The organism is Flavobacterium sp. IMCC34518 (assembly GCF_027111095.2).
GTDB lineage: Bacteria > Bacteroidota > Bacteroidia > Flavobacteriales > Flavobacteriaceae > Flavobacterium > Flavobacterium praedii.
In genome coordinates this window covers 1011501-1025518 of record NZ_CP114284.2, presented here as the reverse complement: position 1 = coordinate 1025518, position 14018 = coordinate 1011501, and the positions used below count along the sequence as shown (strand labels likewise).

General features: G+C 34.0%; 12 protein-coding genes. 6 read left to right on the top strand and 6 right to left on the bottom strand.

Annotation, left to right across the window (positions count from 1 at the left end; translation table 11 throughout):
- Positions 1 to 213: 213 nt before the first annotated feature.
- The gene (locus OZP06_RS04570) at positions 214 to 1041 is read left to right on the top strand and encodes a hypothetical protein (protein WP_269223852.1); all 828 of its coding nucleotides are present in this window, start codon (positions 214 to 216) and stop codon (positions 1039 to 1041) included.
- A 53-nt stretch (positions 1042 to 1094) separates the two neighbouring features.
- Here OZP06_RS04570 and OZP06_RS04565 read toward each other — a convergent pair whose 3' ends face one another.
- The 4 genes from OZP06_RS04565 to OZP06_RS04550 all read right to left on the bottom strand — a co-directional run bounded on the left by OZP06_RS04565 (position 1095) and on the right by OZP06_RS04550 (position 5773).
- Complete coding sequence (locus OZP06_RS04565) at positions 1095 to 3122, bottom strand: M3 family metallopeptidase (RefSeq protein ID WP_281324292.1); 2028 nt, start codon at positions 3120 to 3122, stop codon at positions 1095 to 1097.
- A 281-nt stretch (positions 3123 to 3403) separates the two neighbouring features.
- Positions 3404 to 3889 (bottom strand): 5-(carboxyamino)imidazole ribonucleotide mutase, encoded by a 486-nt coding sequence (gene purE / locus OZP06_RS04560; RefSeq protein WP_269224549.1) that lies wholly within the window; start codon positions 3887 to 3889, stop codon positions 3404 to 3406.
- Positions 3890 to 3969: 80 nt separating this feature from the next.
- Positions 3970 to 5145, bottom strand: a complete 1176-nt coding sequence (locus OZP06_RS04555; RefSeq protein WP_269223851.1) for a 5-(carboxyamino)imidazole ribonucleotide synthase — start codon at positions 5143 to 5145, stop codon at positions 3970 to 3972.
- 82 nt (positions 5146 to 5227) lie between these two features.
- Positions 5228 to 5773: a hypothetical protein gene (locus OZP06_RS04550; RefSeq protein WP_281238796.1), complete on the bottom strand. Its 546-nt coding sequence runs from the start codon at positions 5771 to 5773 to the stop codon at positions 5228 to 5230.
- Between the two features lie 91 nt (positions 5774 to 5864).
- On the opposite strand from OZP06_RS04550, the gene hpt reads away from it, so the two are divergent.
- The 5 genes from hpt (at position 5865) to OZP06_RS04525 (ending at position 11868) form a co-directional block, all read left to right on the top strand.
- Positions 5865 to 6395 (top strand): hypoxanthine phosphoribosyltransferase, encoded by a 531-nt coding sequence (gene hpt / locus OZP06_RS04545; RefSeq protein WP_269223849.1) that lies wholly within the window; start codon positions 5865 to 5867, stop codon positions 6393 to 6395.
- Positions 6396 to 6424: 29 nt separating this feature from the next.
- Positions 6425 to 6997 carry an adenylate kinase gene (locus tag OZP06_RS04540; RefSeq protein ID WP_269223848.1) on the top strand — a complete coding sequence of 191 codons (573 nt, stop codon included), beginning with the start codon at positions 6425 to 6427 and terminating at the stop codon, positions 6995 to 6997.
- Between the two features lie 159 nt (positions 6998 to 7156).
- A complete protein-coding gene (locus OZP06_RS04535; protein WP_281324291.1) occupies positions 7157 to 8380 on the top strand; it encodes a hemolysin family protein in 1224 nt (407 codons plus the stop codon).
- Positions 8381 to 8471: 91 nt separating this feature from the next.
- Positions 8472 to 9473 (top strand): GTPase ObgE, encoded by a 1002-nt coding sequence (obgE, locus tag OZP06_RS04530; RefSeq protein ID WP_269223846.1) that lies wholly within the window; start codon positions 8472 to 8474, stop codon positions 9471 to 9473.
- A gap of 250 nt (positions 9474 to 9723) precedes the next feature.
- Positions 9724 to 11868: a S46 family peptidase gene (locus tag OZP06_RS04525; protein ID WP_269223845.1), complete on the top strand. Its 2145-nt coding sequence runs from the start codon at positions 9724 to 9726 to the stop codon at positions 11866 to 11868.
- 193 nt (positions 11869 to 12061) lie between these two features.
- On the opposite strand, the gene OZP06_RS04520 is transcribed toward OZP06_RS04525, so the two are convergent.
- Together OZP06_RS04520 and OZP06_RS04515 are read right to left on the bottom strand one after the other, a co-directional pair.
- Positions 12062 to 13051, bottom strand: coding sequence for a glycosyltransferase family protein (locus OZP06_RS04520; protein ID WP_269223844.1), 990 nt, complete (start codon positions 13049 to 13051; stop codon positions 12062 to 12064).
- Positions 13052 to 13069: 18 nt separating this feature from the next.
- On the bottom strand, positions 13070 to 13885 hold the full coding sequence (locus OZP06_RS04515; protein ID WP_281324290.1) for a UDP-2,3-diacylglucosamine diphosphatase: 816 nt from the start codon (positions 13883 to 13885) through the stop codon (positions 13070 to 13072).
- Positions 13886 to 14018 lie beyond the last annotated feature (133 nt).

Genomic DNA, 14018 nt, shown 5'->3' with positions numbered 1-14018 from the left:
TTAAGTCTAAAGGAAAAGCGGGATTGTTCAACTATTCATTTATATTTGAAATTCAGTCGAATCCAGACTATTTAGTGTAGAAATAAAAGTGTTGTGTTTTTTTGTGGTGCAAAAATAAATATTAATCTCTTAATAAAGCCCTTTTTTAACTTGATTTTATAGGGATTTTTCAACTAATGGGCTGATTTATTAACAATTGATTAAATTTGTTTAATGAAGGTTTTAAAAAGTATTCTCCAATTTTATATAAACAGCAGCATACATGTTGGTTTGTCCTGTTTTGCATTGGTACAAATTACTCAATTGGTATTCCACATTTCACAACAAAATGAAATGGGCTATTTTGCTTTTTGGGGCACCGTTGTTGGGTATAATTTTGTGAAATATGAAGAATTGGCAAGAGCCAAGAAGATAAAAATGAGAAAGCAACTGCGATGGATTACGCTGTTTACTTTTGGGGCTTTTATAATGGTGGGTTATTACTTTTTTAAGTTGGAACGAATTACTCAAATAGTGGCTGTGGTTTTTCTAGGACTGACATTGCTGTATACGCTTCCATTTTTCCCAAATAAAAAAAACGCCCGAAATTGGGCAGGAGTAAAGATTTACATTGTATCATTTTGCTGGGTTGGAGCGACAGTGTTTTTACCTTTGTTGAATGCTGCAGTTGCGCCAACAATAAGCATCGGAATACTATCAATTCAGCGATTTATCTTGATTTTCGTTTTGATTCTTATATTCGAAATTATCGATTTGCGGCATGACAACTCCAATTTAAGAACCGTTCCTCAACAAATAGGAGTGAAGAATACCAAAATACTTGGATTTGTTTTGTTGGTTGTTTTTTGTGGATTGGAGCTTTTTAATATCAATATCAATATCAATTTCAATACAAGTATTCAATCTTTTTCATTACCATTGATTTTTGCTATTGCGATTGCCTTGGCTTTCGCCAATGAACAACGGTCTAAATACTATACTTCATTTTGGGTGGAAAGTATTCCGATAGTTTGGTGGTTGTTATTGCTTTTTATTCCATAAAAAAAACCGAAGCATTGCTACTTCGGTTTCTACTATTTCTAAAAACTAAAAGTCTATAATAACCCCGCTCTTTTCAACAAAGCATCTGGTTTTGGTTCTTGTCCTCTAAAACGTTTGTATAAAATCATCGGATGTTCTGTTCCTCCTTTTGAAAGTACATTTTCTTTGAACTTTTCGGCGACTTCTGTATTGAATATCCCTTCTTCTAAGAAATAATCAAAAGCATCTGCATCTAATACTTCGGCCCATTTGTAACTGTAATAACCTGAAGAATATCCTCCTTGAAAAATATGTGAAAAGGCAGTACTCATCGCATTTTCCTTAACATCAGGATACAATTGTGTCGAAGCAAATTGCTCGGTTTCAAACGCTTTGATATCTACAATATTGGTTGGGTCTTGTCCGTGCCAAGCCATATCCAACAATCCAAAACTCATTTGGCGCATCGTAGCTAAACCTTCTTGAAAACTAGCGCTTTCTTTGATTTTTTGAACATATTCTTGCGGTATTACTTCTCCAGTTTCATAATGGTGTGCAAACAAAGCCAAAGCTTCTGGCTCGTAACACCAGTTTTCCATAATCTGACTTGGTAGTTCCACAAAGTCCCAATATACAGATGTTCCTGAAAGATTTGGGTAGGTGGTATTGGCTAACATTCCGTGCAATCCGTGACCAAATTCGTGAAATAAAGTGGTCACTTCGTTAAATGTCAAAAGCGATGGTTTGGTTTCGGTAGGTTTTGTAAAGTTGCACACATTCGAAATGTGTGGTCTTTCGTTTATGCCATCTTTAATATATTGTGATTTGAAGGAAGTCATCCAAGCGCCATTTCGTTTTCCTTTTCTTGGGAAGAAATCGGCATAAAAAACAGCAACTAATTCGTTGTTTTTGTCTGTTACTTCATAGGTAGTTACTTCTTCATGGTATTTATCGATATCGAAAATTTCGGTAAAAGTTAATCCATATAGTTTTTCGGCAATGGTGAAAGCACCGTTCAATACTTTCTCTAATTGAAAATACGGTTTCAATTTCTCGTCATCTAAATTGAATAATTGCTGTTTCAATTTCTCTGAATAATAAGCACCGTCCCATTTTTCAAGCTGTTCGATACCATCTAATTCTTTAGCGAAAGCCGATAATTGATCAAATTCTTTTTGTGCAGCTGGTTTGGCTTTGGCCAATAAATCATTCGAAAAAGACAGCACTTTCTCAGGGCTTTCGGCCATGCGTTCTTCCAAAACAAAATGGGCGTGAGTTTTATAACCTAAAAGATTGGCTCTTTCAAAACGCAGTTTGGCAATTTTTAAAACAATTTCTTGATTGTCAAATTCGTTATTTTGAAAACATCTGGCACCAAAAGCAATAGCCATTTTTTTGCGCAATTCGCGATTATCTGCATACGTCACAAACGGAATGTAACTTGGATGATCTAAGGTAAAAATCCAGCCTTCCTTTTCTTGGGCTTTCGCCAAAGAACGAGCGGCTTCGATAGTGCCTTCCGGTAAACCCGCTAAATCATTTTCATCAGTAAGGTGCAATTCGAAAGCATTGGTTTCAGCCAAAACATTTTCACCAAACTGCAAGCTCAGTTTAGATAACTCTTTGTCAATTTCTCGTAACTGATTTTTTTTGTTTTCAGGTAAATTAGCACCATTTCTAGAAAAACTTTTATATTGTTTGTCCAAAAGCGTTATTTGCTCTGGATTTAAGTTTAAAGATTCTCTTTGGTCATAAACGGTTTTTACTTTGGCAAATAAAGCAGCGTTCAAACGAACGTCATTTCCAAACTCAGAAAGCAAAGGAGAAACGTCTTGCGCTATTTTTTGCATTTCGTCACTTGTTTCAGCAGAATTTAGATTAAAAAAAATACTTGAAATTCGATCCAAAGTATCTCCGCTAAAAGATAAAGCTTCAATTGTATTTTGAAAATTAGGGTTTTCAGGATTGTTAACAATGAAATCTATTTCGGCTTTTGCCAAAACGATACCTTCTTGAAAAGCAGGGAGGTAATCTTCGTTTCTTATTTTAGAAAATGGTGCAGTGTCTAGTTTTGTAATAAATTTTTGAAGTAATATATTCATGATTTTTATTTGTATTATTGTAAAGAACTAGCTATTAGTTAATTACGATTTTTAATTAAGAAAAAAACATTAATTTTTACGATTATAGTGCATTTAATCGATTTTTTATGTACTTTTGTCGAGTAATTAATTCACACAAAAATTAATTACTTCGAAATTAAAAGCTCTTTTTGATCCCAAATCGAAAGAAACTAAATATTAAAATTATATTGATAATACTAAATTTCCCCAGATTTAGAGTTTACAATATCAAAAAAGCTCCTTTTTTTAAGGAGCTTTTTTTATTTATTTAAGGTTGCAGAAGATTTGTAAACGGCTTCTTTTAAACTTTCTTTGTATAAAATAATTTTATCCAAAATAGTTGCGTTGGCACTTCCAATAATTTGAGCCGCTAGAATTCCAGCATTTTTGGCGCCATTTAAGGCTACAGTAGCAACGGGAACTCCTCCAGGCATTTGTAAAATAGATAACACGCTATCCCAACCATCGATAGAATTGCTAGATTTTACAGGAACTCCGATGACAGGTAGTGGAGACATCGAGGCTACCATACCTGGTAAATGCGCCGCACCTCCAGCTCCGGCAATAATTACCGAAATTCCGCGAGTATGTGCGTTTTTACTAAAATCAAATAATTTTTCAGGTGTTCTGTGTGCCGAAACAATATCGACTTCTACCGCTATATCAAATTCTTTTAAAATGTCTATGGCATCTTGCATTACAGGCATGTCCGAAATGCTTCCCATGATTATGGCTACTTTCATAATAAGCCCCCTAACCCCCGAAGGGGGAATTCCTACTAGGAGGTGGGTAGGTTTTTAGTTAAAGGTTTTTAATTTGTGAGAGTTTAAATTCCCCCTTCGGGGGTTGGGGGGCATATCACTCTTATCGTATTCTTTACATCTTCAGCTATTTTTCTAGCTATATTTATGTCTTCATTGACAATAGTTACGTGACCCATTTTTCTAAAGGGACGCGTTTGTTTCTTGCCATAAATATGTGGCGTAACACCATTCCAGCCTAATATTTTCTCTATGTTTTCGTAAACGACGTCTCCAGAAAATCCTTCTGCTCCAGAAAGATTAACCATAATTCCGGCTACTTTACTCTCTGTGTTTCCCAGGGGCAAATCCAGAATCGCACGCAAATGGTTTTCAAATTGCGAAGTATAACTGGCTTCAATCGAGTAATGACCAGAGTTATGAGGGCGAGGAGCCACTTCGTTTACTAAGATTTCATCATCTTCGGTTTGAAACATTTCTACTGCCAACAGACCAACATGATTGAATTGCTGCGAAACATTCAAAGCAATTGCTCTTGCTTTTTCGGCTACTTTATCATCAATTCGAGCAGGACAAATTACATATTCCACTTGGTTGGCCTCAGGATGAAACTCCATTTCAACAACCGGATACGTTTTTATTTCTCCTTGCGGATTGCGACAAACGATTACGGCCAATTCATTTTTGAAAGGCACCATCGTTTCTGCAATACACTCCACATTTGGTAAATTTTCTAAATCTGCTGTTTGTCTGATGACTTTTACACCATTCCCATCGTATCCAAATTCGGTACATTTCCATACAAAAGGAAGTTCAATATTCGAATCTACTAAATCAACAACCAAGTCTTTTAAAGTTGCATAACGTTTGAAAGGAGCTGTTGGTATATTATTTTGAATATAAAATTCTTTCTGAATTCCTTTGTTCTGAATCAGTTTCAGGGTTTTTGGCGAAGGATACACTTTTGTTCCTTCATTTTCCAATTTTTCTAAAGCTTCAAGATTGACCAATTCAATTTCAAAAGTCAAAACATCTACTTGCTTCCCGAAATTATAAACCGTTTCAAAATCCATCAAGTCCCCTTGAAAAAATTGATTGCACGCTATTTTGCAGGGCGCTTCATCACTAGGATCAAGGACATAAGTTTGGATATCGAATTTTCGGGTGTCAAACAAAAGCATTTTGCCTAATTGTCCGCCACCAAGGATGCCTAATTTAAAAGAAGATGAAAAATAATTCATTGTGATTGTAATTTTACTTTGTCTGTTGGGCATATTGCCTAGCGGGTACAAAGATACTTTTTCCTAATTGATTAGTAAAACGCTATTTTATTTTCTTCAAAACTTCTTTGGCGACTGCTTTATACGCCGCAGTATGATTAGAGAAATCTTTGGCGATAATGGTTTTTAATTCGGGATGAATCCAATCATAATGTTGTCCCAATAGATATAAAGTACGCATCGAATACGCTTTTGGAGCTACTTTTATGTCATTAATCAGCCAGTCAAAAGAACTTTCTATGATTTCTTCCAAATTTTTTTCAGAAAGCGGCATCTCCTTTTTTTTAAAATGAGAATTTACTAAAAGTTGACAAATTTTTGCTGCTGGTCGTATGGCACTTTCTTCTTTTATGTTTTTTAAATTGGAACAAAAAAAATCCAAATGAGTGGTAAGCCATTCCAGTTTTTGGTAACAAACAAATTCTAAAATCCAAAAGGCTTTTGATGCATTTTTGTCTGAAACTTGAAAACACAGTCGAATTAACTCAGGGAAAAGCTCGGGATTATGGAGTACTTCATCGGCATATTTTTGTCGGTTGGCCCGATGTCCTGTTACATTATTTAATTTTTTTTGGAATTCAGAGGTCATCGTAAGTGTTTTTGGTTTAAAAGTACAAATCAATTGACAATTGTCAAAAGTGAAATCCCTATCTTTGCGAAATATTTTAAAACTTAGAACTTTGATACAACTACACGATAAACAATTTGTTCCGTTTATTTCGGCCAAAGAGATAAACTTTGCTATTGAGAAAATGGTAGCGCAAATAGAAGATGATTTTTTTGATGAAACACCAATTTTTATAGGAGTCTTGAATGGTTCTTTTATGGTAGTTTCGGATTTTTTGAAATTATATAAGAAACCTTGCGAAGTTTCTTTTATTAAATTAGCTTCATACGAGGGGACATCATCCACCGAATCGGTAAAGCAGTTAATTGGATTGAACCAAGATCTAACAGGGCGTACTGTCGTAATTATTGAAGATATTGTCGACACAGGAAACACCTTGGAAGAATTAAAAAAATTATTTAAAAGCCAAAATGTAAAGCATTTTAAAATTGCAACATTGTTCTTTAAACCGGATGCTTTCAAAAAAGACTTAAAAATTGATTATATAGGCATTCGAATTCCAAATAAATTTATCGTTGGTTATGGTTTGGATTACGATGGTTTGGGCAGGAATTTACCAGAAGTATATCAATTAAAAGAGTAAAAAAGAGTAAAAATCATATATAAAAAAGAATGATCAATATAGTTTTATTTGGTAAGCCAGGAGCAGGAAAAGGAACTCAGGCAGAATTTTTAAAAGAAAAATACAAATTAACACACATTTCAACCGGAGATGTTTTTCGTTACAATTTGAAAAATGACACTCCATTAGGCAAAGAAGCAAGAGTATATATGAATGCTGGAGATTTAGTTCCAGACGAGTTGACTACCAAAATGCTTATTGATGAGGTAAACAAACATTTGGATTCTAATGGAATTTTATTTGATGGTTACCCACGAACAATTGCTCAAGCTGAAGCATTGGACGCATTTTTGCCAACAATTGGTTCAAGTGTAACAGCAACAGTAGCACTTGAAGCGGATGATAATATCTTGGTAGAAAGATTATTAGAAAGAGGGAAAACTAGCGGTAGAGTTGATGATCAAGACGAAGAAAAAATTAGAAATCGTTACCAAGAGTACAACGAAAAAACAGCTCCATTGATGGGGTATTATAAAGAACAAAATAAATTTCACGCTGTAAACGGAATCGGAACTATTCAAGAAATTACAGAAAGATTGACAGCAGTTATTGATAATTTATAAAGGATTATAATTAATTGTTTGAAAGTTTAAGGTTTAAAGTTAATGCGATGAAATGTCGTACTAACTTTAAACCTTAAACTTTAAACTTTTTAAACAAAAAATATAACATTGGAAATAGTAATAATATTTTTTCTAATACTCTTAAATGGGGTTTTCTCTATGTCTGAAATCGCATTGATTTCGGCCAGAAAAAACAGATTGGAAACCGCAGCAAAAAAAGGAAACAAAAGCGCGCAAATTGCTTTGGATTTGGCCAATTCGCCTAATAAGTTTCTTTCAACTGTACAAATTGGAATAACACTAATTGGAATACTTACCGGTATTTACAGTGGGGACAAAATTACAGCAGATGTAGAAGTATTTGTAAAAGGATTTGCCATATTAATTCCATTTGCACATTCCATTGCTGTCGGGATTGTTGTTGTTGTATTAACGTTTTTTTCCTTAGTTTTGGGAGAGTTATTGCCAAAAAGAATTGGTTTAAACCATCCAGAAGCAATTGCAAAATCAGTAGCGTTACCAATGAAAGTTGTTTCGATAATTACGGCTCCTTTTATATGGTTGCTAACTAACTCGACAGATTTTTTATTAGATATTTTGAGAATAAAACCTACTGCTGATGGAAAAGTAACCGAAGAAGAGATCAAAGCCATCATCAAAGAAGGAACCGAAGGGGGAGAAGTTCAAGAAATTGAACAAGATATAGTAGAACGTGTTTTTCATATTGGAGACCGAAAAATCAATTCATTGATGACCCATAGGAAATCCGTTATGCTTTTGCCTTTACACGCAGATAAAAATAAAGTAAAGGAATTTATGCTCAAAGAATTGCATTCTATTTATCCCGTTTATGGAGATAATCATGATGATATTGTTGGAGTTGTGAATCTAAAAAATATCTTCGCTCATTTTGAAAACGAAAGTTTTAATTTGGCCGAAATTATGACCGAAGCTCCTTTTATGATGGAGCAAACCACTGCCTATAAAGCATTGGAACAGTTTAAAAATACAGGAATTCATTATGCATTGGTTTCAGATGAATATGGCGTTTTTCAAGGAGTGATTACTTTGAATGATATTCTTGAGGCCCTTGTGGGTAATGCATCCGATTTTTATAAAGATGATTTTCAATTAATAGAAAGAGAAGATGGGACTTGGATGGTAGACGGGCATTATTCGTTACACGATTTCTTGACTTATTTCGAATTGGATGATTTGATAAATGATTACGAGGTAACCACCGTAAGCGGATTAATAATGACCGAATTATCTCGTATACCAAAAGAAGGAGAGATTTTGATTTGGCATAAATTTGAGTTAGAAGTCATCGACATGGATGGCGTGAAGATTGATAAAGTATTGGTTAAAGCCTTAAAAGGTTAAAAAAATTGGTTTAAAAGTTTGAGTGTTTAAAGTTTAATTGGAGGTCAACTAAACTTTAAACTTTTAAACTTTAAACTTTAAATAAAAAAAAATGACAGAAGGGAATTTTGTAGATTACGTAAAAATTTATGTTTCTTCAGGAAAAGGAGGAAAGGGATCTACGCATTTGCATAGAGAAAAATTTATTGAGAAAGGTGGACCAGACGGAGGTGATGGTGGACGAGGAGGACATGTTTATCTAGTAGGAAACAAAGGACTTTGGACTCTATTTCACTTGAAATTTGCACGTCATATCAAAGCGGGACACGGAGGAGATGGAGGAGGAGACCGAAGTACTGGTGCCGATGGAGAAGATAAATACATTGAAGTTCCGTTGGGGACTGTCGTGAAAGACAAAGAAACAGGTGAAACCCTTTTTGAAATTACCGAGGATGGTGAGAAACAAATTCTTTCTCGCGGAGGTAAAGGAGGATTAGGAAACTGGCACTTTAGAAGTTCCACCAATCAAACTCCAAGATACTCCCAACCGGGTTTGCCAGGGGTAGAAATGGATGTAATTTTGGAACTCAAAGTATTGGCCGATGTAGGATTGGTAGGTTTTCCTAATGCAGGGAAATCAACTTTATTGTCGGTACTAACTTCTGCAAAGCCAAAAATTGCCGATTATCCATTTACAACTTTAAAACCCAATCTAGGAATTGTAGCCTATAGAGATTTTCAATCATTTGTAATTGCCGATATTCCTGGAATTATCGAAGGTGCAGCCGAAGGAAAAGGATTAGGCCATTATTTCTTGCGTCATATTGAGCGTAATTCGACTTTGTTGTTTTTAGTTCCAGTAGATACTCCAAATATCAAAGAAGAATATGATATTTTGGTTAATGAATTGACAAAGTACAATCCAGAAATGCTTGATAAAGAACGTTTGTTGGTCATTTCAAAATGTGATATGCTCGATGATGAATTAAAAGCCGAATTAAAAACAGAATTAGACGTTGCTTTCAAAGACGTTCCTTATATGTTTATTTCATCGGTAGCCCAACAAGGTTTGACCGAATTGAAAGATAAATTATGGAAAATGTTGAACGACTAATAGTTATCATAATTAAAGATAAAAAGGTATTCTAGCAATGGAGTGCCTTTTTTTTTGTTTTGAACAATTCTTAAAATTTGGTTAATTAAGTAGTGCTTGATTGTGTTTATATTGGCAAAGTTTTAATAAGATTGTCAAAATGATTATATTCGCATTACTTAAAAAAATATTCAGATGTGAAGTGGTGTGACTCAAATTATTGAAAAAGTAATTGAAAAGACGCTACACATTTAATCAAAAAAATATATTTATGAAAAAAATTGTATTATTCTTAACCATGTGTCTAATGACTTTTCCTGTAAGAGCCGATGAAGGAATGTGGTTTTTGATGTTTATCGAAAGATTGAACCATAGAGATATGGAAAAAATGGGCTTGCAATTGACAGCCGAAGAAATTTACAGCATCAATCATCATAGTTTGAAAGATGCTGTAGTACAATTTAATGGAGGTTGTACTGCCGAAATTGTTTCAAAAGAAGGTTTAGTATTGACCAATCATCACTGCGGGTATGATGCTATTGCAGAGTTATCAACGGAAGAGCAAAATTACTTAAAAAATGGATTTTGGGCTAAAAGTAAAAGCGAAGAACTAAAACCAAAATCTTTATACGTTCGTTTCTTTGTCCGTATGGATGACGTTTCCAAAAGAATTTTATCTAAAGTAAATGATAAAATGACCGAAGCAGAACGTAATAAAACAATTCAACAAGAAATTGCTTTAATCGAAAAAGAAAATAATGAAGGAGGAAAATACACCGTTTCTGTTCGTCCTTTCTTTCAAGGAAATGAATATTACTATTTTGTATACCAAGATTATAAAGACGTTCGTTTAGTGGGGACACCAACAGAAAGTCTTGGGAAATTTGGTGGAGACACAGACAATTGGGAATGGCCTCGTCATACTGCCGATTTTTCTATGTTCAGAGTATATGCTGATAAAGATGGAAATCCAGCTGAATATTCTAAAGATAATGTGCCATTACAACCAAAACACTATTTACCTGTAAATATCAAAGGGCTAAAAGAAAATGATTATGCAATGATTCTAGGTTATCCAGGAAGAACTAATCGTTGGATGCCATCTGGAGGAATAGCTCAGAACATTGGTTATGCATATCCTGCGTGGGTTGAAGGAGCCAAAACAGGAATGGATAATATGAAAAAGTATATGAGCAAAGATGCGGGTGTAAACTTGAAATATGCTTCTAAATATGCTTCTACTGCCAATTATTGGAAAAATCGTCAAGGTATGATTGATGCTTTGACTAAAGCTCAAACTGTTGCCACAAAATCAAAAGAAGAAACCAAATTCAATACTTGGGCAAATAAGCCAGAGAATGCAGCAAAATATGGAAATGTTATTGCTACCATAAATGACTATTATGCCAAAACAAATTTGAAATCTCGCCATGATAATTATCTTTCTCAATTAATGAGAACTACTACTTATGGTGCTGGTCCAGCCGTTTTAGGAAATGCATTGATTGGGTATTATAATGAAAATGAAGCAAAAAGATCCGAATTGCTCCCAAAGATTAATAGTTTGATCGATAACTACTATGGTGAGTTTTATGCTCCTTTGGAAAAAGAAGTTTTAACGGCTCAGTTAAATTTATATGCAGCAAAAGCTTCAGAATATGGATTAGCTCCAGTTATTGAAAAAATGAAAACTACTAATAATGGTGATTTTACAATCGATGTAGATAAAGCAATCTCTGGAAGTATTTTTGCAACTAAAGAAACAGTTGAAGCCTTTATGAAAGATCCAAAACCAGGGATGATTGTTGTGGATCCTTTGTATGAGATTTCAAATGATTTGATTACAAAAATTAGAGCTAAAACAGCTGATCAATTAAAAGCGGATGATGATTTTGCTATCGCATACCGCAATTTAGTAGAAGGTTTAAGAGAATCTAAATTGAATACCATTCAATATCCTGATGCCAACTCAACATTACGATTGACATACGGAAAAGTGCGTTCTTTGCCTGCTGATAAACGCAATGATGCCAAAGTGAATAATTATACAACTATGACTGGTATGGTCAATAAGTATAAAGCAGGAGATGCTGAATTTGATTTGCCAGCACGTTTATTAGAACTGAACAAAGCCAAAGATTTTGGTCAATATGCAGACAAATCAGGATATATGCCAGTAAATTTCTTAACCGATAATGATATTACTGGTGGAAATTCAGGTTCTCCAGTATTGAATGGTAAAGGAGAATTAATCGGTGTAGCGTTTGATGGAAATATCGAAGCTATGGCGGGTGATGTTATTTTTGACAAAAAATTACAACGCACCATTAATCTTGATATTCGTTTTGTACTTTGGATTATTGACAAATATGCAGGTGCTCATAATATCATTGAAGAAATGACTATTATTAAATAATAGCAATTTTTTAGGGTTTTGGTGAAACTTTAATATTAAATCAAAAATCAAGAAAGCCATATAATTTTGTCTAGTACCTTTGTCAAAGTTTTAAACTTTGACAAAGGTTAGAGATTTAGAGAGCTTTAATAATATTTATTTTTTTTATTTAGAGCCGTCTCATTTTTGTAATGGGACGGCTCTTTATTTTTAGTTATTCGTGATACGTATCAAATAAAAACTGTAGTGTTTCATTTATGTTATTCGCTTTCATGGTTGGATATTTTATAGGTGAATCAAGCCAATTTTCGATTATTAAATCAAAATCATCGCCCACATCATACAGAACAGGAACACCTAGTTTCTTAAGTGCCGCCGCATTGCATTCTTGTTCATAATGTTTCCTGATTGGAATAGAGAGAATTTTTTTGCCAAGATATAAAGCTTCAGCAGGTGTTTCAAATCCTCCGCCAGTGATAATGCCTTCGCATTTTATAAGACTTTTATTGAAGTAGTCTTGATTTACTGGATAATACGTTACATTTTTTAGGGTATGTTTGGTTTTTACATCATTCAAAAACCAATGAAACTTTAAATTTGGGAGTTTGTTGAACGCTTTTTCGAGGCAATCCTTTTGAAAGGAGGGTAAATAAACAGTGATGTGTCCTGCATTCTTAGGTTCGGCATTTAGGATTTCATCTTTGATGATGGGAGGATAAATAAAATCATCGTATTTGTCAAAATGCAAACCAATGTTTTTTGGAGATGGTGCATAATGTTTGAGAATCATTTCGCCCATTATGCTTTTCTTGTCGGGTCTGGGTGTATTGGGAGATATAAAACTGGCTTGATGACCAAATTGTATCGAATGTACCTTTTGCAATTTGCAGGCCAATGAAGTAATTGAGTCAAAATCATTGATGACGACATCGTAGTTTTTTAGTGGCAAAGCATCGGCATCTTTATACATTTGCCTTGGTTTGATATTTTTGGCAATATCCCAATAATTCAATCCGCCACATTTACTGTAATGCAAACTGCATCCTTCACTTTTGAATTTTATAGGTAAATTAATATCTAAACTGGCATTGTTACCACTGAGAAAAAAATCAACTTCGCCAAATTTTTGCAGGTAAGGATATAATTGTACGGCTCTGCTGATGTGTCCATTACCGGTTGCTTGAATAGCATAGAATATTTTCATTTTTTCTGATTTGGTTTTTTAGGAAAGAATTTTGTTGACAATATCATTAACCACTTTTTCTTCTGGGCTATCAGTGTCTTTGTAATGTTCTTTTTTATAATGATAAAGGCTCCATTTTTGTTTTTTGTATTCTAAAGCAGTGAGATTTTCTATCCAGTCACCACTATTCAAGTATAATACTTTTCCGTGTTCATTTTCAATTTCTTTCATTTGGGGTTTGTGAATATGACCACAAACTACGTAACTGTATTTTTTTTGGATTGCAATTTCAGCAGCAGTAGTTTCAAAATTGGAGATAAAAGAAACAGCCTTCTTCACGCTGTCCTTAATCATTTTGGAGTAGCTTCTTTTTTCTTTGCCCAAAAGTTCCAAAAACCAATTAATTAGACTGTTGATTAAAATCAGTAAATCATAGCCTTTCCCTCCAAGTTTGGCTAAAATTTTGGCATAGCCTTGAGTAGAGGAATCAAAAACATCTCCGTGAAATATCCACGTTTTTTTTCCGTCTAAATCTAAAATAACTTTGTCAAGCAACTCGAAATTTCCCAATATAAAATCGGAGTATTTACGTAATGCTTCATCGTGGTTTCCTGTTATATATATGACGCGGGTACCTAGATTTGACATTTTTATGATTTGTCTCAATACATTCATGTGGGCAGCTGGGAAATAGCTTTTGGTGAAACTCCACATATCGACAATATCTCCATTTAAAACCAATGTTTGCGGATTGATTGATTTTAAATACTGCAGTAATTCTTTGGCATGGCATCCGTAAGTGCCTAAATGAACATCACTTATAACAACCAGTGGAATTTTTCTTCGTCTTTTCATTTTTAGTTTTTACGAAAGTAAGACCGTTATGTTATGTCAATGTGTTCTCAGTATTATTTATATATAAAAAAAACCGTCGACTTGTTGAGCTGTTAAAGTTGTTTTATTTTAATAAGATTGTTCATTTAGAATA